19 protein-coding genes are annotated in these 20227 nt (G+C 47.0%); 12 read left to right on the forward strand and 7 right to left on the reverse strand.

Translation table 11 applies throughout. The features are described from left to right. Nucleotide 1 precedes the first annotated feature (1 nt). Both U1F02_RS07475 and U1F02_RS07480 read left to right on the forward strand, forming a co-directional pair. A complete protein-coding gene (locus U1F02_RS07475; protein ID WP_409989748.1) occupies nucleotides 2-1987 on the forward strand; it encodes a DUF3488 and DUF4129 domain-containing transglutaminase family protein in 1986 nt (661 codons plus the stop codon). 341 nt (nucleotides 1988-2328) lie between these two features. Beyond that, nucleotides 2329-3630 carry an ammonium transporter gene (locus U1F02_RS07480; RefSeq protein ID WP_409989936.1) on the forward strand — a complete coding sequence of 434 codons (1302 nt, stop codon included), beginning with the start codon at nucleotides 2329-2331 and terminating at the stop codon, nucleotides 3628-3630. A gap of 69 nt (nucleotides 3631-3699) precedes the next feature. On the opposite strand, the gene rlmB is transcribed toward U1F02_RS07480, so the two are convergent. Genes rlmB through U1F02_RS07505 form a run of 5 tightly spaced genes read right to left on the reverse strand, consistent with a single transcriptional unit; the run spans nucleotide 3700 to nucleotide 7046 of the window. Beyond that, nucleotides 3700-4503 (reverse strand): 23S rRNA (guanosine(2251)-2'-O)-methyltransferase RlmB, encoded by an 804-nt coding sequence (gene rlmB, locus U1F02_RS07485; protein ID WP_409989749.1) that lies wholly within the window; start codon nucleotides 4501-4503, stop codon nucleotides 3700-3702. Between the two features lie 15 nt (nucleotides 4504-4518). Next, nucleotides 4519-5277 (reverse strand): pyridoxine 5'-phosphate synthase, encoded by a 759-nt coding sequence (locus U1F02_RS07490; RefSeq protein ID WP_409989750.1) that lies wholly within the window; start codon nucleotides 5275-5277, stop codon nucleotides 4519-4521. A 6-nt stretch (nucleotides 5278-5283) separates the two neighbouring features. Continuing rightward, complete coding sequence (locus tag U1F02_RS07495; RefSeq protein ID WP_409989751.1) at nucleotides 5284-5943, reverse strand: TIGR04211 family SH3 domain-containing protein; 660 nt, start codon at nucleotides 5941-5943, stop codon at nucleotides 5284-5286. 15 nt (nucleotides 5944-5958) lie between these two features. Next, complete coding sequence (locus U1F02_RS07500) at nucleotides 5959-6258, reverse strand: YciI family protein (RefSeq protein WP_409989752.1); 300 nt, start codon at nucleotides 6256-6258, stop codon at nucleotides 5959-5961. Between the two features lie 14 nt (nucleotides 6259-6272). Continuing rightward, complete coding sequence (locus U1F02_RS07505) at nucleotides 6273-7046, reverse strand: VC0807 family protein (RefSeq protein WP_409989753.1); 774 nt, start codon at nucleotides 7044-7046, stop codon at nucleotides 6273-6275. 71 nt (nucleotides 7047-7117) lie between these two features. Between U1F02_RS07505 and U1F02_RS07510 the strand changes: the two genes are divergently transcribed. Both U1F02_RS07510 and U1F02_RS07515 read left to right on the forward strand, forming a co-directional pair. Beyond that, nucleotides 7118-7954 (forward strand): PHP domain-containing protein, encoded by an 837-nt coding sequence (locus U1F02_RS07510; RefSeq protein WP_409989754.1) that lies wholly within the window; start codon nucleotides 7118-7120, stop codon nucleotides 7952-7954. A 35-nt stretch (nucleotides 7955-7989) separates the two neighbouring features. Next, the gene (locus U1F02_RS07515; protein WP_409989755.1) at nucleotides 7990-8610 is read left to right on the forward strand and encodes an L-threonylcarbamoyladenylate synthase; all 621 of its coding nucleotides are present in this window, start codon (nucleotides 7990-7992) and stop codon (nucleotides 8608-8610) included. Between the two features lie 79 nt (nucleotides 8611-8689). Here U1F02_RS07515 and U1F02_RS07520 read toward each other — a convergent pair whose 3' ends face one another. After that, nucleotides 8690-9028 carry a zinc ribbon domain-containing protein YjdM gene (locus U1F02_RS07520; RefSeq protein ID WP_409989756.1) on the reverse strand — a complete coding sequence of 113 codons (339 nt, stop codon included), beginning with the start codon at nucleotides 9026-9028 and terminating at the stop codon, nucleotides 8690-8692. A 325-nt stretch (nucleotides 9029-9353) separates the two neighbouring features. Here U1F02_RS07520 and U1F02_RS07525 point away from each other — a divergent pair, with 325 nt between their 5' ends. The 5 genes from U1F02_RS07525 (at nucleotide 9354) to U1F02_RS07545 (ending at nucleotide 13957) form a co-directional block, all read left to right on the forward strand. Next, on the forward strand, nucleotides 9354-10181 hold the full coding sequence (locus tag U1F02_RS07525; RefSeq protein ID WP_409989937.1) for a segregation and condensation protein A: 828 nt from the start codon (nucleotides 9354-9356) through the stop codon (nucleotides 10179-10181). Next, the gene (scpB, locus tag U1F02_RS07530) at nucleotides 10178-11086 is read left to right on the forward strand and encodes an SMC-Scp complex subunit ScpB (RefSeq protein WP_409989757.1); all 909 of its coding nucleotides are present in this window, start codon (nucleotides 10178-10180) and stop codon (nucleotides 11084-11086) included. Before U1F02_RS07525 ends, scpB begins: the two co-directional genes overlap by 4 nt. Nucleotides 11087-11430: 344 nt before the next feature. Continuing rightward, a complete protein-coding gene (rluB, locus tag U1F02_RS07535; RefSeq protein WP_409989938.1) occupies nucleotides 11431-12288 on the forward strand; it encodes a 23S rRNA pseudouridine(2605) synthase RluB in 858 nt (285 codons plus the stop codon). A gap of 219 nt (nucleotides 12289-12507) precedes the next feature. Beyond that, nucleotides 12508-13140 (forward strand): hypothetical protein, encoded by a 633-nt coding sequence (locus tag U1F02_RS07540; RefSeq protein WP_409989758.1) that lies wholly within the window; start codon nucleotides 12508-12510, stop codon nucleotides 13138-13140. Nucleotides 13141-13156: 16 nt separating this feature from the next. After that, nucleotides 13157-13957, forward strand: a complete 801-nt coding sequence (locus tag U1F02_RS07545; protein WP_409989759.1) for a hypothetical protein — start codon at nucleotides 13157-13159, stop codon at nucleotides 13955-13957. A gap of 86 nt (nucleotides 13958-14043) precedes the next feature. Here the strand turns inward: U1F02_RS07545 and U1F02_RS07550 are convergent, their stop codons facing one another. Next, nucleotides 14044-14955, reverse strand: a complete 912-nt coding sequence (locus tag U1F02_RS07550) for a GGDEF domain-containing protein (protein WP_409989760.1) — start codon at nucleotides 14953-14955, stop codon at nucleotides 14044-14046. Between the two features lie 544 nt (nucleotides 14956-15499). On the opposite strand from U1F02_RS07550, the gene gyrA reads away from it, so the two are divergent. Genes gyrA through U1F02_RS07565 form a run of 3 tightly spaced genes read left to right on the forward strand, consistent with a single transcriptional unit; the run spans nucleotide 15500 to nucleotide 20211 of the window. Then, nucleotides 15500-18166 (forward strand): DNA gyrase subunit A, encoded by a 2667-nt coding sequence (gene gyrA, locus U1F02_RS07555; protein ID WP_409989761.1) that lies wholly within the window; start codon nucleotides 15500-15502, stop codon nucleotides 18164-18166. Nucleotides 18167-18170: 4 nt separating this feature from the next. Further along, nucleotides 18171-19280 carry a prephenate dehydratase gene (pheA, locus tag U1F02_RS07560; protein WP_409989762.1) on the forward strand — a complete coding sequence of 370 codons (1110 nt, stop codon included), beginning with the start codon at nucleotides 18171-18173 and terminating at the stop codon, nucleotides 19278-19280. A gap of 4 nt (nucleotides 19281-19284) precedes the next feature. Further along, on the forward strand, nucleotides 19285-20211 hold the full coding sequence (locus U1F02_RS07565; protein WP_409989763.1) for a prephenate dehydrogenase/arogenate dehydrogenase family protein: 927 nt from the start codon (nucleotides 19285-19287) through the stop codon (nucleotides 20209-20211). Nucleotides 20212-20227: the final 16 nt, after the last annotated feature.

Consider the following 20227-nt stretch of genomic DNA (forward strand, 5'->3'; position numbering starts at 1 on the left):
AGTGTTCAACAAAAAATTTATCTCCGAACGACCGATTTCTCGCACTAGTCTCGCTTGGTTGTTGAGTGTGCAAATTTTTATTTTGGCTCCCCATTTCGTTAGCGTTCCATTTTGGATTGGTTTGGTGTGGGTAGCGGTGGCTGTGTGGCGTTGGCGAATTTTTCAAGGCGCTTGGAATTATCCCGGGAAATTGCAAAAGACGGTGCTGGTATTGGCCTGCTGCGCAGGTTTATTTTTTAGTTTGGGTTCGGGTTTTAAATTTGAATCCATGGTGAGCTTGTTAGTTGTTGGATTCACACTGAAGCTCTTGGAGCTAAAAAATCAAAAAGATTTTGTGCTGCTGGTCTTCATCGCATTTTTTATTTTGGCGGCGCAGTTTATCGAATTTAATCATTTTTTAGCTGCGTTTTACGGTTTTGGTTGTTTGATACTCTTATGTTCAACCTTAATGCAGCTGTATCGCGAATCTGAAAATGCTAGCGTATGGAAAAATCTTCGTCCAAGCGCGGGAATTTTATTACAGGCAATTCCTTTTATGGTGTTGCTATTTATTGTGGTGCCACGCCTCGGTTCTTTTTGGGCTGTGCCTTCGCCCATGCAAGCAAAAACGGGTATGAGCGATTCTATGTCGCCTGGCGATTTTACTGAGCTCATGGAGTCCAATGAATTAGCATTTCGTGTCAGTTTTACATCTGAACTCCCTTCGCGCGATAAGCTTTATTGGCGCAGCTTGGTGTTCTCTCTTTTTGATGGAAGGAAATGGTCGCAGAGCCGCGAGCAAAAATCTGAGAATTATTTTAACCAAGGTAGCGGTAATTTACGTTCGCATGTGGAATACAAAGGCGAGAATGTCGAGTACGACGTAATAGCGGAAGCAAGCATGCAGCCCTGGCTTTACGTGTTAGCGGCACCGAAAGTGTGGCCAGATAAAATTGCTTTCGCTCGCGATCTCCGGTTGCATGCATATGAGCCGGTTACGGAGCGAATAAGTTATCACGTTGTTTCATCGCTTAACTATCAATTAAATACTGTGAACGCTGAAGAGCTTACGCAGAATCTTCAATTACCGAAAAGTGGAAATTTGAAAACCCGTGAGCGTGCAAAGGAATGGTTAGCAGAAGCAGGTGATACGGAAAAGCTAATTGCAAAGCTTTTTAATTATTATCGTCAAAGCTTTTTTTATACGCTCAAACCCCCTCCGCTTGGTGATGATACCGTTGACGACTTTTTATGGAATACCCGGCAGGGTTTCTGTGAGCACTTCTCGAGTAGTTTCGTTTTCTTTTTGCGAGCGGCCGGAATCCCGGCGCGGGTAGTGGTGGGCTATCAAGGCGGAGATATAAATTCTATTGATAACTCTATTTCCGTAAGGCAGCGCGATGCCCATGCCTGGGCAGAGGTCTGGTTAGAGAGTCGCGGCTGGGTTATGTTCGATCCAACGGGCGCTGTAGCGCCTGAGCGTGTGCAGCGGGGAATAGAACAATCTTTGTCAGCGACAGACCGCCAATTACTGGCTAAACCATTTGGCTCCTCGTTCAAGTTGCTTTTGCAAATACGCGAGCAGTGGGATGCAATTAACCTGACTTGGACGCAATGGGTAATGAACTACGATTCCGCATCCCAAGCTTCGGTACTCGAACGACTGCTGGGGGAAGTTACGCCACTGCGAATAGCCTCTATGGTTGTGTTGAGCCTTAGCTGCTCCGGAGTTGTGCTCTTCCTAGCGCTCGTTCTAAGGTCATCAAAACGAGATATCCCAGAAACCTCGCGAATGTATTTGGCGCTGTGTAAAAAGCTAAAGCGGGCAGGTTTTCAACCCGATGTGATGGAAACACCACGTGCGTTTATAAATCGTGTCGTATCTCAAAAACCAGACTTGGCCAAGCCCCTCTCTCGCTTAATCGACAATTATGAACGGTGGGTTTATGGTGAAGATGACGCTGCGAAAGCGTTGTTTGCCAAGCAGTTAAAGCAATTTCGGGCATAGAAAACCAAAAATGTTTCAATTATGTGCCGAGACAGGCTTTGATGATTCAAGTTGGTGCAAAAAAGATATGTTAACGATTGTTGTATTGCTTTAAGTTATTGATAAATATATAAATAAAATAGTGGTATGGTTTGTGCTGTCGCCTCATGCCTGCTAAAAAATTTACTTTTTTTGCCCAAAAATGGGTTAATTAAGACTAAATATAAGCAAATTTAATCCTAATTTTCGCTCAATCGGCTTGTGGTTTTATGTCGATGAATCAAATTGGGGCAGTTCATCACTCTATAAAGCTCGCGCAGTATTGTGAGCAAAAATCATAAGGTGTGATTATGAAGAAGATCATTAACTTAACTTTGACGGCAATTGCTGCCACGGCATTAAGCCATGCGGCCGTAGCAGACACGGCACCTGCTGTTATGAACAACGCAAATACAGCCTGGATGCTTACCGCCAGTGCTTTGGTTTTATTTATGACTTTGCCTGGGTTGGCATTGTTTTACGCGGGTTTAGTGCGCGTTAAAAACGTGCTCTCTGTGTTGATGCAATGTTTCGCCATCGCTGCAGTAGCCTCCTTATTGTGGGTAATCATCGGTTACAGCTTGGCCTTTGGGCCCGGTAATGAATACATCGGTGATTTGAGCAAGGTGTTCCTTGCCTCCATCAAAAAAGATGATTTGTGGGGTGATATTCCTGAAACCCTCTTTGCTATGTATCAAATGACTTTTGCGGTAATTACACCTGCGTTGATTGTAGGTGCTTACGCGGAGCGTCTTAAGTTCTCTGCCATGCTGATTTTTTCATCTCTCTGGCTTCTGCTTTGTTACGTACCGGTTTGTCACTGGGTATGGAGCAGTTCTGGCTGGTTGTACAAAATGGGCTTGCTGGATTTCGCAGGCGGTACCGTAGTACACATCACCGCTGGTGTTGGCTCCTTGGTTGCCGCTTTGGTGATTGGCAAGCGTAACGGCTTCCCGAATATTGCGATGCCACCGCACAACATGACCATGGTGGTAACCGGTGCCGGTATCCTTTGGGTGGGTTGGTTCGGTTTTAACGCGGGCAGTGCCTTGGCCGCGAACGGCAATGCCGCTATGGCGATGCTTGTAACACACTTGTCCGCTGCTGCTGGCGCATTAGCGTGGATGACCATCGAATGGGTGAAATTCAGAAAGCCAAGCGTGTTAGGTATTGTGACTGGTATGGTTGCAGGTCTCGGCACTATCACTCCAGCTTCCGGTTATGTTGGTCCCGGTGGCGCGATCGTAATTGGCTTGGTTGCCGGTGTTGTATGTTTCTTTATGACGCAGTTGGTTAAACGTGTATGGAAGATCGATGATTCGCTCGACGTTTTCCCTGTGCACGGAGTGGGCGGCATTATCGGTACTTTCATGGCGGGTATTTTTGCCTCTACACAGCTCGGCGCCTTTAGCGGCTTGGGTTTTGCTACTGGCATCGAATCCATGGGCCAACAACTGCAAGTACAGTTGATTGGTATCATTTCAACCTTGGTGTTTAGCGTTGCAGTGACTTATTTACTGCTAAAACTGACCAGTGTGTTGACCAAAGGCTTGCGAGTCACCAAAGACGAAGAGTCTCTCGGTTTAGACTTAAGCCTGCACGAAGAAGATGGTTACAAGTTGTAATAGCAAATGAAATAAAAAGGGACGCGTCTGCGTCCCTTTTTATTTCTGATTTAATGTTGTGTTTGCTTATTAACGAAATGCAATCAGGGCTGCGGTTACCGCAACATTTAAACTTTCTACACCGTTGTTCATGGGAATTCTCACGCTCTCGTTACAGAGTTGGGATACCTCTTTGGAAACCCCTTCAGTTTCATTTCCTAATACATAAATACAGGATTGCTCAGGGTTAAATTCTTTGAGGGTCGATTTTGCATGGGAAGACAGCGAGCAAACGAGTGCACCTTCAGCCTTAAACTCTTTTAAGGCTTCAGCAAGGTTTTTACAGCGGAGAATTGGTGCGCGAAAAACAGTACCTGCACTTGCCTTTATGACAAGCGGATCAATTTGGGCAGAGCCATGTTGTGGCAACAAAATCCCATCAATATTGCCTGCGCAGGCAGAACGAATAATCATACCGAGGTTTTGCGGATTACTGATGCCATCCAGCGCGAGCAGCGTAAATGTTTGCTTGGTTTGTTGCGCTGCTTGTTTCGCCAAAAAAGCATCGTAGGTTTGAAAGCCGCGGCAGATTAAATCGGCTGCCACACCTTGGTCTTGGCTTGCATTTTTTGAAATACGCGAAAGTGCCGTGCGGTTGTGATAAACAATTTCTGCGCCTTTAGATTTTGCGAGTTCGATAATCTCATCCAAAATGCCAGCTGATTTGTTACTGTCCGCTAAGTGTAAGCGGTGAATATTAGTTGATTTATCTTGCAGGGCCTCAAGCACGGGTTTACGTCCGTAAACGGTGAGCAGGCCATCAAAGAATTTCTTTTTTTCCAAATAGGCTTGGCTGTCGCTACGCTCTTTTGGAGTGTCAATTTTTTTCGTCATTTGTGAAGTCTTGAGTTAAGCAGAGCAAAGCTGCTTATACGCGCGAACCGCTTTATCTAAACCCATAGCAATTGCATCAACGGTCAACGCGTGGCCGATGGATACTTCCAGCAATGCAGGTACTTTTCTAAAGTGAGCAAGGTTTTCCAAATTCAAATCGTGCCCGGCATTTAAACCTATACCGATTTTTGCGGCATATTCGGCAGCTGCGTAGTAGCGTTGGAATAGTTGATCGAAACTTGCGTCTTTACGCTTAAACGCTTCGGCGTAAGGACCGGTATAAAGTTCTATACGATCCGCGCCGAGTTTTTTTGCAAGTTCAATTTGTTCCAGATCGGGATCCATAAATAAACTGACACGAACACCGGTAGATTTGAGTTGATCGAGAACAGGTTTTAAAGACTCGCCTGACTTTTTTAAATCAAATCCATGGTCGGACGTTAACTGATCATTGCTATCTGGTACCAAGGTGCATTGTTCTGGTTTGGTGTCTAACACCAACTGAATAAAGCCGGGAAAGTCGCCAATTTTTTCAGCGAAGGGATTTCCTTCGATATTAAATTCAGCTTCCTGATTATCTTTCAGCAATTCTGCCAAATCATACACATCGTGCGGGCGAATGTGGCGCTGGTCTGGGCGCGGATGAACTGTCAGGCCATCAGCGCCCGCCGCCAAGCATACTTTGCCGTGTTCAACCACATCGGGATAATTGCCTTCACGAGAATTGCGAATAAGGGCAATTTTGTTTAGGTTAACGCTAAGCGCGGTTTTCATGCGTAATTAATTCCACTCTGAACGACGTCTGCGTTTACCAAACATCTGCAACACAAAAGATAAAATTACGCCAGCTAGAATAAGTCCACCACCGTAAATACGTTGCTGGTAAGTATCGCTTTTATGGAGTCTGTCGTTTTCTGCTTTTAACAAATCGCGCTCTACTTGTAGCGATTGGTTAATGCGATTCATATTTTGATTTTCTTGTTCCAAATTAATATCGGAGGTCGGCGATTTACGAATTTCCTCCAATTCTTTGGCAAGGCTTTGGTAAGTCGCTTTAACACTGTCTAACTCATTTTTGAGTGAGATATTTTGCTTTTGCAACTCAACCATATCGGTTGGTCCGGAGGTTAGCGCCGCCAATTTCATGGCTGCGGTGGGTTCGGCGATGAGGTTTTGGCTGCGCACCCAACCCTCAATTCCTTCGCTGGTAATCACTTGCGACCATTTGTTCTTATTGGCATCTTCCGCTTCACTGATTAATTTTAAGCGTGTACCGGTTGCCAAACCATTTTTAATAATGGTGGCTTGGTTGTCTTTGTCTGAACGCAATGGAATATAAATTACGTCAGTAACGTAACGATCTTCAGCATAAGTTGCAGATGAAAACCCTGCGCTAAGAGTTGCCAGGCTAACCAAGCTGGCGAAAGCTAATTTTTTCATGCGATATCCTTGTAATTAAGGCAACACTTTTTTGAAAGGTTTTACCGTGACGTTTGCGTAAACGCCAGCGGCAACATAGGGATCTATTGCTGCCCATGCTTCGGCTTCAGCTAATGAGACAAATTCGGCTACAACTAAACTACCGCTAAAACCTGCGTCGCCAGGATTTTCGTTATCAATTTTTGGATGCGGGCCCGCCAACACCAAGCGGCCTTCATCTTTCAATAATTGCAAACGCGCCAAATGATCTGGGCGCGCCATTTTTCGTTTTTCTAAACTATCGGAAACGTCTTCGCTGATAATGGCGTAAAGCATAAAATCTTCTCTTTTTATTTGCTTGTGTCGTGCAGGACTTCTTCAAAGGTAAGCCCGGTTAACAAGCGAATGCTACGGAATATATACATTAGAGTTGCCACCATAAAAATCATGGATGGCAAGGCAATAACGGGAAAACTAAGGGCATTCATTTTGCCAACTTCAATATTAAACGCTTCTGTGCCAGCAGGGCTTTTCACAATCATTTCCGCAAGAATGTAATTCAACGTTGACGACAGGAAAAAAGAGCCAGCCAACAAATAAGAGCCCAAACGCAGCGTTTTTTCGAAGGCCTCCTCTTTGCCATGTTCTTTTAAGGCAGCAGAAATTTTTTCAACGTTAAGAATCGTATCGTTGTAGATAAAGGTTTTTACAAGAGGAAAGCGAGTGCGTGTGGAGATAAGCACCACCAAACCAATTAACCCGGGAATGGCCGCTTCTTTAATAGCGTAATATTCGGTGGGCAATTTCAAAATGCCAATGCCACCCGTGAGCAATACGCTCACAATGCCTAATGCTGAGAAAAAGTTAAATTTTTTGTTGGCGATAAAATCTTTAAGGCCATATACAACCGGGAACGCGAGCGCGGTCACTAAGCCCCACACGGCGCCCAAATAATGCGGACCGCTTAATTTGGTCAAAATCAACGTAGGGATTACGATATTCATCAAAATATTAACCAGCATATTTTCCTTTTTTGGAGCTGGTTTTGGTGTTAGCGATGGGGCGTTTTCCTGTGCCTTTGCTGGTTCTTTAGCTGCAGAATCAGCAGAAAAATTATCGGTCATCGTCAGTCTCGGTCATAATGGGCTTGAACGCCCAATTCGATTGTTATTGTTTAGGCCATCTTGGTGACCCAGTGAAATTTGATTTACATAGCCACAGCCATTTTTCGGATGGCATTTTAAGCCCTGAAATGCTGGTTTCGCGAGCAAAAGAGCGCGAGGTGGACGTATTAGCTTTAACCGACCACGATACCATAGCGGGGCTTCATTTGGCACAAAAAGCAGCTGAAGAACATGGGCTGCAGCTGATTAATGGCATTGAATTCTCTAGCCACTGGGGCAAGGGCGGTGTGCATATTGTCGGATTAGGTATTCAGACCGATTCATCCGAATTAAATTCAGTGATTGATTCCCAAAACCAGGCACGCGCAAATCGCGCTGAACAGATCGCGCTGCGTTTGGCTAAGGCTGGTATTGCCGGAGCATTGGAAGGCGCGCAAGCCTTGGCGGGAAACGCCTATGTCGCGAGGCCCCATTTTGCGCAATATTTAGTCGATAAAGGTGTGGTTCCCAATATCAACGCGGCTTTCAAAAAGTATTTAGGCACCGGCAAATCGGCAGACGTGAAATACCAGTGGCCCGCAATGATTGATGTTATTGGATGGATTCATTCAGCAGGCGGCGTCGCCGTTTTGGCTCATCCCTGTAAATACGATTTGACTCGAACCAAAATGTGCGCGCTTATTAAAGATTTCGCAGCAGCGGGTGGCGACGCTCTGGAAGTCGTGAGCGGCATGCAAGCACATCCAGTCACCGAAGATTTGGCAAAGATCGCCAACGTCAACAATCTTGCGGCTTCCTGCGGCAGTGATTTCCATTTTCCCGGCCAAGCCTGGCAAGAATTAGGATGTTTTCCCTCGTTACCAAGTCAAAGTCGCCCCGTGTGGGAGCTGCTGGGTTTTGCCGCCTAGCGGCTTACTTATTTTTTATTTGATGGAATAATTTCATGGCTCAATTTTTTCAAATCCACCCCGAAAATCCCCAGCATCGCTTGGTTGTTCAGGCGGCGGATATTATTCGCAAAGGCGGCATAGTGGTTTATCCAACGGACAGCGCCTACGCCTTGGGCTGCCATATTGGAGATAAGGACGCGTTAGATCGCATTCGCGCATTGCGTAAGCTGGATAAGGATCACAACTTCACGCTCATGTGCCGGGATTTATCAGAGCTTGCGACCTACGCGCGTGTCGATAATGCCGTTTACCGCCAAATCAAGCACCATACGCCCGGTGCCTACACCTTTATTCTGGAGGCGACTGCCGAAGTACCGCGCCGCCTCTTGCATCCCAAGCGTAAAACCATCGGCTTGCGAGTTCCAGATAACGCCATTGCGCTCGCACTTCTAGCTGAGCTGGGCGAGCCTATCATGACCAGCAGTTTGCTCATGCCCGGCGAGGAGTACCCCATGACGGACCCTTACGATATCCGCGATTCCTTAGAGCATCATGTTGATTTGGTGATTGATGGTGGTTATTGCGGTCTTGACCCAACAACCGTGATTGACCTGACGGGCGATTCCCCGCAGCTAATCCGCCAAGGTAAAGGTGACTTCGCACCCTTCGAATAATTGTCTTGTGGTTAAAACAACAAAACCAGCCTAGAGCTGGTTTTGTTATGGGTTTGAGAACAACTTCTGTTCGCGCGATTTACACCTTCTTCACAAACTCCGACTTCAGCTTCATAGCGCCAAAGCCTTCAATCTTGCAGTCGATGTCATGATCGCCATCCACCAAGCGGATGTTTTTTACCTTGGTTCCTACTTTTACCGATGACGAGGTGCCTTTCACTTTAAGGTCCTTAATCACAGTCACTGTGTCGCCGTCTTGCAGAATGTTGCCGTTTGCATCCTTGAATACCTTAGCGGTTTCGGTGCTGGAGGCTTCGGTTGCGGACCATTCGTGGGCGCATTCCGGGCAAATAAGCAGGCTACCGTCTTCGTAGGTGTATTCAGATTGGCATTTGGGGCAGGGTGGTAAAGCAGTCATGATTGAGTTCCGTATACATGGCTTCCCGGATAAAGGGAGAGACCGGATAAAAAGTGTGGGCATTCTACCCGAAGCCTAGCTTCCTTGCCCGCAATTTTGCAGGTTTGTGTGCCATCCTAATTGTGCATGGCTCTAGTCACCGCATATGGCTATAATGCCCAGCTCATTTGCGGGCGCAGCCCGTGTGCGTATTTAGTTTGGGGTTAAATCAGGTCGGCCAGTGAATTCAACCAGTGAAGACAATAACAATTACGATGCGCCAGCCGAGGTTGCGGAATTGCCGGAGCAAGCCAGCGTCGCTGTATCCGAAGATGGGCCGGTAGCTGTGGATGACGCTGCCGTGTCAGCTTCGGAGACTCCTTCACGCCCAACGCAAGGCGAAATGCCTTTCGCCATAGTTCACGGCAAAGCCTATACGCAACTGCCGCAAGATTTGTACATTCCGCCCGATGCGCTAGAAGTATTTTTGGAGGCTTTTGAAGGCCCGCTAGATCTTTTGTTGTACCTGATTCGCCGCCAGAATATCGATATTTTGGATATCAACGTCTCTGAAATCACCTCGCAATACATGGCTTATGTAGAGCTGATGGACGCCAACCAATTTGAATTGGCGGCGGAGTATTTGGTAATGGCTGCCATGTTGGCAGAGATTAAATCGCGCATGCTTTTACCTCGTTCCAGCGAAGAAGCCGAGGAAGAGGAAGATCCGCGTGCATCCTTGATTCGTCGTTTGCAGGAGTACGAACGCTTCAAGCAAGCGGCAGAAGATTTGAACGGTATTCCACGGGTTGGGCGCGATGTTTTCCAAGCGTCCGCGCAAGCGCCGGATCGCAGCTTAACGCGGCTCGATCCCGATGTGGAATTGCAAGAATTGTTGTTGGCATTGTCGGAAGTTTTACGTCGTGCCGATATGTTTGAAAGTCACCACGTATCCAAAGAAAAATTGTCTACCCGCGAGCGTATGGCGCAAGTGCTGGATAGGCTCGCGCATCACCACTTCGTTCCTTTTGTAAGCTTGTTTAAAGTTGAAGAAGGTCGTTTAGGTGTGGTGGTTACCTTTTTGGCGGTGATGGAATTGATTAAAGAATCGCTGGTTGAAATTGTGCAAAGCGAATCCTTTGGCCCTATTCACGTAAAAGCAAGAATGCAATGACAGACGAAAATAATTTAGAAAATGATTTGGATAGCGAAGAAGTTGGCGCGGAAAGCGCAGCTGTTTCTGAGCACGATGATACCAACGAAGAATCTGCAACCGTTGCGATTACTCAGCAACCCGTTGATAAAGACATGCTGCGCAAAATTGTGGAAGGTGCAATTTTAGCGGCAGCGCAACCTTTGACGATTGCGCGCATTTTAGAATTGTTTGACGAAGAAGTTGCGCCAGCAAAAGATGAAGTGCTTGCTGCCTTGCAAGATATACAAGCAGACAATGCCGAACGCGGTTTTGAATTAAAAGAAGTTGCGTCCGGCTGGCGTTTTCAAGTTCGCGGTGAAACAGCACCCTGGGTAAATCGCCTGTGGGATGAAAAGCCCCAAAAATATTCACGCGCATTGTTGGAAACGCTCGCGTTGATTGCGTACCGTCAGCCAATTACTCGTGGTGATATTGAAGAAATTCGCGGTGTTGCCGTGAGTTCGCACATCATGAAAACACTGATGGAACGCGATTGGGTAAAAGTGGTTGGCCACCGCGATGTTCCGGGGCGTCCATCTTTGTACGCAACGACTCGCCAATTCCTCGATTATTTTAATTTAAAAAATTTGGAAGATTTGCCTTCGCTCAGCGAAATCCGCGATCTGGATGAACTGAATAATGTGTTGGATTTAGGTGAAGAAGGATTGGGTGAAAAAGATGAAGATGTGATTACAGAATCATCAGCAAGCCCGGAAAATTTGGCGACAGAGCCAGAAGAATTTGTGGATGGTGAAGAAGCTTTCGTTGATGCTGACGAAGAATCGCCATCGCTCAATACCGAATCGGATGCAGCCAACTTAGAAAGTGAAAGTAGTGCAGACGATCTAGATGAACACTCAGATGAGGAAAATAACAACGCTTAAGCGCAAGGCTCGCGTTGTAACACTTTATGGTGAAGAAAACTGACCACCCTGAGGATAACAAGGGCAAAAAAGCTGGTAACGGCAAAGCACCCTCGAATCCTAAAACATCCGCCAAGGCTGTGAAGCCAGCGATTGCTGAATATTTCTCTGCGGCAAGTGAAAAAGCCGCGCGTAAAAAAGCGGCTGATAATCTCTCGGCTGAATTCAAAGCTAAGCATTCATCCAAACGCAAACCGGAACTCAAAGAACGTGACCCGCGTGCAGAAAAATTTGGCGATAAGAAAACTGCCAAATTAAACCACGCTGTTGCAGAAGATGAGTCGGTTGATCTAGGTGATGAAAAACTGCAAAAAGTCCTAGCGCGTGCCGGCGTTGGTTCGCGCCGCGAAATGGAGCGGGCGATTGAAGCTGGCCAAGTAAAAGTTAACGACCGCATTGCCAAACTTGGCGATCGCGTAACGCCGGACGATAAAATTTTTGTAGACGGTAAGCGCGTCGCTGTTCGCACAGAAGCTACTCGTCGCCGTGTAATTTTGTACAACAAACCCGAAGGTGAAATCTGCTCGCGCTCAGACCCGGAAGGTCGCCGTACCGTGTACGATAGTTTGCCAGCGTTGAAAGGCGAGCGTTGGATTTCCATTGGTCGCCTGGATTTCAATACCAGTGGTTTGTTGCTGTTTACGAACGATGGTGAGTTAGCGAATAAGTTGATGCACCCGTCGTCGGTTATCGACCGTGAATACTTGGTGCGTATTCAAGGTACAGTTGACGATGAAATGAAACGCGCTTTGCTAGAAGGCGTGTTACTGGAAGACGGTGTTGCGCGTTTTACGGATATCGTGGACGGTGCGGGCGAATCGCGTAACCGTTGGTTCTACTGCGTGGTGATGGAAGGTCGTAACCGCGAAGTACGCCGCTTGTGGGAATCTCAAGGCGTGAAAGTAAGTCGCTTGAAGCGCGTGCGTTACGCGAATATTTTCATTCCATCACACGTGCGTGTCGGTCAGTGGACAGAATTAACAGAGCGTGAAATTGCGGATTTGTGTTTGACGGCAGGTTTTGAAAACAATGCCCATACCAAAATTATGGCACCGTCGCGTGACGAGAAAAATCAACGCGCGCGTCACGACAACAAATTGCGTGCTGCTTCGGCTCCACCACGCCGCGTTAAGCCGGCACCACGCAAACCTAAGCCCGAGTAATTTTATTAAATAGTATTGCCGCAAATGCATTACTTGCTAATGCATTTTTGCATGTCAAATAAAACTACTTATCATTTCACAAATTTCAACAGTTCCAAGCCCATTTACAAATTGACTTTAAAGTTAAGGGGGGGGGTAGCATAGAACGGGCTTGCACTCAATAAAAATTAAGGGCAGCAATTTTCGACTATCCAATAAATTAATAAGGATTTTTCAGGTATGAAATATTATAAAGCTAAGTTGTGTTCGTCTAAATCCCTCGCCTTTCTAATAATGTTATTCTTTGGGGTAAGTGCTCACGCTCGCCAACAATGCCAAGATATAAAAGTCTATACGACAGGTGGTTGTGGCAGTGTAAATATGTGCTCTTCGGGTAAAGAAGAGACTCAAAAGGTTTGCTACGAAGTGCCTGACGAAGGTGCAGGGCCTATTCCTGGTGGCGCAGGTGCGGGGACGGGCTCGGGACCTAGTTCCGGCGGAGGCGGAGGTGACCGTCCCGAACCTCCGAAGAGACCGAAGCCGGCATATTGTAATACAATTGATCTCGATAATGCTAAGTGTAAGGAGGACGCGCAGACAAAATATAGGAATGCATCATCTAGCTGCTCTAATTGGACTTATGGCACGGGTGCTGTTGGTTTGGGGCTAGCGGTAGTTGGTGCCTATTTTACTGGCGGTGCAACGCTTATTACTTATTTGGAAGCAGGCGCTACAGGTGGTTTTGCAGGGTTAGGTGGTGGGTCTGCGTTAGCAGGCTCCTGTGATGCCGATAAGTTGAAAACACGAGATTCCGACATTGCGGCCTGTGATACCAAAACACAAGCTACCAAGCTTGATTGTGCAACTTATTAACAGGCAGGGGTTCATTATGAGCATTTTAAGTAATAGATTAGCGTTGCTGATAGTTGTCGTTGCCTCAATATTGGCACTGGCTTTATATAAGATGTCAGTTCCCGCAGACTTTTCGCCAGTTATCACAGAGAAATTGAACTCCAACACAAAAACAGTGGCTCCTGCTTTTGCACCCTCCGTACCAAATTCCGTAGCAGCGAAAGTTGAGAAAAAACCTCTAAGAGATAGTTATGTTGCTTTAAGTCCTGCGGAGACTAGCGAGCTTAAAAATTGGGTAGCTGAGCGTGGTTATTTTAGCAAAGAGGATGAGACGACTTACAAAGCTTATTCTGACCAAATTTTAGAGGATCTAGGTAAGCAAGGAGATATCAAAGCCTTAACTGTATTGACAAGTCGGATGGTCCAAAGCGGCAATATAGAGGCTGCGATTCGCTATGCAAACATGAATGTGGTACTAGGCTCAACGACCGCGCTAGATACCCTAACACTTTTTACGGTGCCTTCAGTATATGAGGAAAATGAGGCAAAAATAAGATCTGCAACACTAGAAACCTTAGCGCTTGCTCAGGTTATGAATTTGCGCGGAGATAGAACTCTAGCAAATGTATCAATGCGTGATACTGCCAGCTCTTATAAAAGAAACTACAATACTGATCTCCAGCTAACGGATGCAGAACAGCAGTTTGTGGAAAAGCGTGGTCAAGATCTTTACGATGCGTATCAACAAATTCGCAGAGAAAAAGGACTTGGTGATTTTGATAATGAGAACCCATCAACGATTAAAAAATTTTTTGAAGGTGTACTTGGTTCAAAATGATGCTCATTAAAAATATCTGATGTTAACTGCAAAGAGCCGCATCCAAGTGCGGCTTTTTTGTTTTATTTTACTTTCAATCTTTCGCGTTACGCGGGAGTCAAATCGCTTAAGTCCCTCACGCAATTTCTACCAGCTTGTTTGGCTCGGTAGAGAGCTTCGTCTGCGCGTTCAAATAAATCACTGATATGTTCTTTTTGCCCATGGGCACGTGTGCTGATACCGATGCTTACGCTCGGATTTATCGAATGCCCACTTTTCTCAATAAGTAGATTGTTTACTTCTCGACGCAATCGTTCGCCAATAGTGCGCGCACCTCTATCGTTGGTTTTGCGTAACAGAACCACAAATTCCTCGCCGCCGTAACGGAAGGTGATGTCACTTTCACGGCACACAGTTTCAATCGTACGGGCGATTTCCTGCAAAACCTGGTCGCCCATGCTGTGGCCGTACTGATCGTTGATTTTCTTAAAATGGTCAACGTCGATCATCAGCATGGAAAGCTCGTAGTGATGTCGCTCCGCCAGTTGTAACTCGCGGCGAAGGGCACTGTCCAAAGCGGCACGGTTGCCCAAGCGGGTTAGGGGGTCAATCAAGGCTAGCTGTAAAGCTGATTGATAGCGAAGGGCGTTGCGTAAGGGGTAGACAAGCGCGCCCAATAAAATTTCCAGCGTAGACAGTTCGCTTTCAATAAAGCGCTTGCTGCGGTTAAAGATAATTTCGCCGAGATAGCCCTCATCCGTCGTGAGGCGGTAATCGCAGTGGTGTAACGCGTCGCGTCCCAACTTGGTAATGTCTTTGTTGTTGGCGAAACGGAATTGAATTCCGCCCATGGGAATGATGGCTTGCAGGTGTTTGAAGAAAATAGCCAGAATGTCATTTGGATCGAGCGACATTTGCAGCGCTTGGATGAGCTTCGCTCTGGCTTCAATTTCTTGTTCAGGGGTGAGCGGTGCGCTGTAGCCGAGAGGCGTTGCTTGGGTGCCCGTTAACATAGTCATGTCCCGCATATCGTTTACCTTTGTGTGTGGTAATGCACTACTGCGTGTTTGCCGCTCAATCCTGGCTAAATGTGCATCTCTGAAGGCTGTTTAGCGAAATATGTGCCACATCGTCCCATGGGAATATTGTTGTTTATTTTCAATAGGTTACGAATACATGTTGTCGTCTCAGTTTAGGAATTAGCCAAATTTACGGCAACTCGTGAAGATGTGGACCGGCAAGCCATTGCCGCCAGCCAAAATATTGGCAGAGAGGGTTAAGTGCGTAATTGGGTGTGAAATCACCCGCGGCGCTGGCTAAAAACTGGGCAGATTCGCGGGGCACCCAAAACAGGTTTTTGGGCAGATATTTTCGGAGTCTAAGTCTCGCTTTGGCTTTTACTAAAAAGTGCCTATCTGCATGCTCTTGTGGTAGTATTGCGGGCTTTATTTTGGCGAACGCGGAAACCTAAAACTTCGCATTTTCAGCCACTTGCATTACCCAGCATCACCAGTCAAAGAACTTAATAACCAAAGCCTTATTTAAAAGGAAAGCTGTATTCCCATGGTCGAATTCGCAAAAGAAATTTCACCGGTAAGTATCGAAGACGAAATGAAGCAGTCCTACCTCGACTACGCCATGAGCGTAATCGTAGGGCGTGCGTTACCCGATGTGCGTGACGGCTTAAAGCCCGTGCATCGCCGCGTGTTATTCGCCATGAGCGAATTGAATAATGATTGGAATAAGCCTTACAAAAAATCTGCCCGTGTGGTGGGTGACGTAATCGGTAAATATCACCCGCACGGTGATACCGCTGTGTACGACACCATCGTGCGTATGGCGCAGCCATTTTCGCTGCGTTATATGTTGGTGGATGGCCAGGGTAACTTTGGTTCGGTAGACGGTGACCGCGCAGCGGCAATGCGTTATACCGAAATCCGCATGGCAAAAATCGCCCACGATTTGTTGGCCGATTTGGATAAAGAAACCGTCGATTTCGTGCCCAACTATGATGGCACCGAGCAAATCCCGGCGGTAATGCCCACTCGAATTCCTAACCTTTTGGTGAATGGCTCTTCCGGTATCGCCGTAGGTATGGCGACCAACATTCCACCGCACAATTTGGCGGAAGTTGTTCGTGGTTGTTTGGCAGTAATCGACAATGCTGATATCACTGTCGATGAATTGATGGAATTTATTCCGGGCCCGGATTTCCCGACCGGCGCCATTATCAATGGTCGTGCAGGTATTGTTCAGGCTTATCGCACCGGTCGCGGCAGTATTGTCGTTCGCGCAAAAACTGAAATTGAGCGAGACGAAAAAACCGGCCGTGAAACCATTATTGTTCACGAAATTCCTTACCAACTGAACAAAGCGCGTTTGATCGAACGCATCGCTGAGTTGGTAAAAGAAAAGAAAATTGAAGGCATTAGCGAGCTGCGCGACGAATCTGACAAAGACGGTATGCGCATCGTTATTGAAGTTAAAAAGAGTGAGTCTGCAGAAGTTTTGTTGAACAACTTGTTCGCACAAACTCAATTGCAAACCACTTTCGGTGTGAACATCGTTGCATTGGATGATGGCCAACCAAAAATTCTTAACTTAAAAGAATTGTTGGAAGCTTTCGTAAAATTCCGTCGCGAAGTGGTTACGCGCCGCACCGTTTATTTGCTTCGCAAAGCGCGCGAGCGTGGTCATATTTTGGAAGGTTTGGCGGTCGCCATTTCCAATATTGATGAAGTCATTACTCTCATTAAAAATTCTGCATCGCCCGCTGATGCAAAAGACAGCTTAATGGCGCGTGGTTGGGATGCTGCCGATATGGCGCCGTACCTTGAGCGTGCTGGCGAAGATGCTTGCCGCCCAGAAGATTTAGGCGCTGAGTTTGGTTTGCGTGAAGGTCGTTACTATTTATCAGCCGCACAAGCACAAGCCATTCTTGAATTACGCTTGCACCGCTTAACCGGTATGGAGCACGACAAGTTGCTCGCCGAGTACAACGAGAAGTTAGAGCAAATCGCTGAGTTCCTTGAAATTCTCGGCAACGCTGTTCGCTTGATGGAAGTTATCCGCGAAGAGATGGAGCAAGTTATTGCCGACTACGGTGATAAGCGTCGCACTGAAATTGTTGCTTCTTCTTTGGATCTCACCACAGAAGATTTAATTAACGTTGAAGATCGCGTGGTGACTATTTCCCACGGCGGTTATGCGAAGAGCCAGCCCTTGGATGATTACCAAGCGCAACGTCGCGGTGGTATGGGTAAATCAGCGACTGCGGTTAAGGATGAAGATTATGTACAGCATCTTTTGATCGCCAGCACACACGATACGATTTTGCTTTTCACCAACGCAGGTAAAGTTTACTGGTTGAAGGTCTACATGATCCCGGTGGCAGGTCGCCAATCGCGTGGTCGTCCAGTGGTGAATTTACTGCCGCTTGAAGAGGGCGAACAAATCACCTCGATTCTGCCTGTGAAATCTTACGACGAAGATAAATTTATTTTCATGGCTACCGCAAACGGCACCGTGAAGAAAACTGCGCTGACCCAATTTGCTCGTCAACGTAGCGTTGGTTTGCGCGCGATTGAATTGGATGAAGGCGACACCTTGGTAGGAACTGCAATCACCAACGGCTCATGCGATGTCATTTTGTTCTCCAGCTCAGGCAAAGCTGCTCGCTTCCGGGAATCACAAGTGCGTGCGATGGGCCGTACCTCGCGCGGTGTGCGCGGCATTCGTTTGGCTGAAGGTCAGCGTGTTGTAGGCATGGTTATCCCAATGGAAAACGGTCAAGTACTGACTGTGAGTGAAAATGGCTACGGTAAACGTACCGAGGTAGGTGATTTCCCTGCCAAGGGCCGCGGCTCGCAAGGCGTAATCGGCATGCAAACCACTGAACGTAATGGTCAGTTGGTTGGCGCGGTACAGGTATTTGATGGTGAAGAAATCATGTTGATTTCTGACCAAGGCACTATGGTTCGTACACGCGTTGATGAAGTATCCGTATTGAGCCGTAACACCCAAGGTGTACGCTTGATTAAGTTGAAAGAAGGCGAGCGCATGCAAGGTCTTGAGCGCATCGAAGAAAGTGCAGACGCTAATGCCAAGCGCGAGCTAGCCCACGCTGAGGCACCTGAAGGTGAAGAATCGTTGGAAGAAGGTGCGCTGGACGACGAAGTTATTGATGATGCAGCAGACGATAGCGCTGCAGATGACTCAAGCGACGAGTAATTAAATGACGATTGAACAAACAGAAGCGGAAAAGCTGCTTGCCTTGCGCAACAAAATCGACGCGATTGATGAAGAAATTGGTCGCTTGATTTCTGCGCGCGCAACTTGCGCGCAAGAAGTTGCTGAAGTTAAAAAGGCAAATTTGCCGGAAGACGCAAAGATTTTATTTTATCGACCTGAGCGTGAGGCTCAGGTGCTGCGCAAAGCCATGGAAAAAAATAAAGGCCCGCTCAGCGATGAGGAAATGGCGCGTCTGTTTCGTGAAATTATGTCCGCTTGTTTGGCGTTGGAGAATCCGGTCAAGGTCGCGTTTTTTGGCTTGGAAGGGTCGTTCACTCATCAAGCAGCGTTGAAACATTTTGGTGGCTCTGCAGAAACCGTTTCTTTTTCAGCGATTGATGAAGTGTTCCGCGAAGTGGAAGCGGGAGCGGTGAATTACGGTGTGGTTCCCGTCGAAAACTCCACCGAAGGTGTGGTGAGCTTCACTCTTGATAACTTCATGGATTCCAATTTAAAAATCTGTGGTGAAGTGGAGTTGCGCGTACATCACAACCTATTGGTTTCTGATGTAACCAGCACTAACAATATTTCACGTATCTATGCGCATCCGCAGGCTTTGGCGCAGTGCCGCAAATGGCTAACCTCGCATTACCCGAAAGCTGAGCGCGTACCCGTAAGCGATAACGCGACAGCGGCTAAGCGTTTGAAAGGTGAGTGGAACGCAGCAGCGATTGCCGGCAGCATGGCAGCTGAGTTGTACGGCTTAAAAATTCTGGCGGAAAAAATTGAAGATCAACCGGATAATTCAACGCGTTTTTTAATTATCGGTTCCCAGGAAGTTCCACCCAGTGGGGTTGATAAAACCTCCATCGTTGTTGCCATGCGCAACGAGCCGGGTGCCTTGCATAATTTGCTGGAGCCATTTCATCGCCACAATATTGATTTGACGCGTGTTGAAACGCGTCCATCACGCACTGGCGTGTGGACTTATGTTTTCTTCATTGATTTCGCAGGGCATGCTGACGATCCTTTAATCAGCGAAGTGCTGAAAGAAGTTGCCAACCGTTGTGCCGATTTAAAATTGCTCGGTTCATACCCCAAGGCTGTGCTCTAAACCAATGTCATCTCCATTGATCAATAAATTTGTTGTTATAGGTATCGGCTTAATCGGCGGAAGCCTCGCAACAGGTTTGAAAAAACGCGGTATGTGTGGCGAAGTGATTGGTATTGCGCGCAGTGAACAAACGTGTCGCGATGCGGTAAGCCTTAAGGTGGTTGACCGTGCTTATACATCTTTGCAATCCATCGCTTCTGAATTGAGCGCTGGAGATGTGATTTTTATTTCTGTACCTACGCTTTCCGTAAAAGCAGTGCTTGCCGGAGTCAAAAGTTATGTATCACCCGATGTGACCATTACCGACGGCGCGAGCGTAAAAGGTAATGTGCAAACGGCAGCTCAAGAAGTTTATGGCGAGGTGCCTGCGCAGTTTGTGTTGGGGCATCCTATCGCGGGCTCCGAGAAAAGCGGTGTAACGGCTGCGAATCCAGATTTGTATGAAAACCATCGTTGCATTTTGACGCCGCTGGCAACAACTGGTGTGCGCCATTTAGAGTTGGTGACCCGCATGTGGCAAAGCGTGGGTGCGGAAGTGCTCAGCATGTCCGTTGAAGACCACGATGAAGTCTTAGGGGCAACCAGTCATTTGCCGCATGTAATCGCCTATTCGCTGGTTGATACCCTTGCACACGATATTGATAACCCCAATATCTTTAAATACGCCGCTGGTGGCTTCCGCGATTTTACGCGCATCGCTTCCAGCGACCCTATTATGTGGCACGACATCATGCGTGCTAATAAAACTGGCGTATTGCACGCGTTGGATTTGTTTATTGCCAACTTAACGCGTTTACGTACCAGTATCGAAACTGAAGATTCGCAATATATGCTGGATGTTTTTACTCGCGCCAAACTCGTGCGCGATGAATTCACCGCAAATTTAGCCAAACCTTCCGTGGCCAAAAGCGGCGCGGCTAAAAAAGATTAACCTTTTCTTTCTTATC

The sequence above is a fragment of the Cellvibrio sp. genome, assembly GCF_046347455.1.
Taxonomy (GTDB): Bacteria; Pseudomonadota; Gammaproteobacteria; order Pseudomonadales; family Cellvibrionaceae; genus Cellvibrio.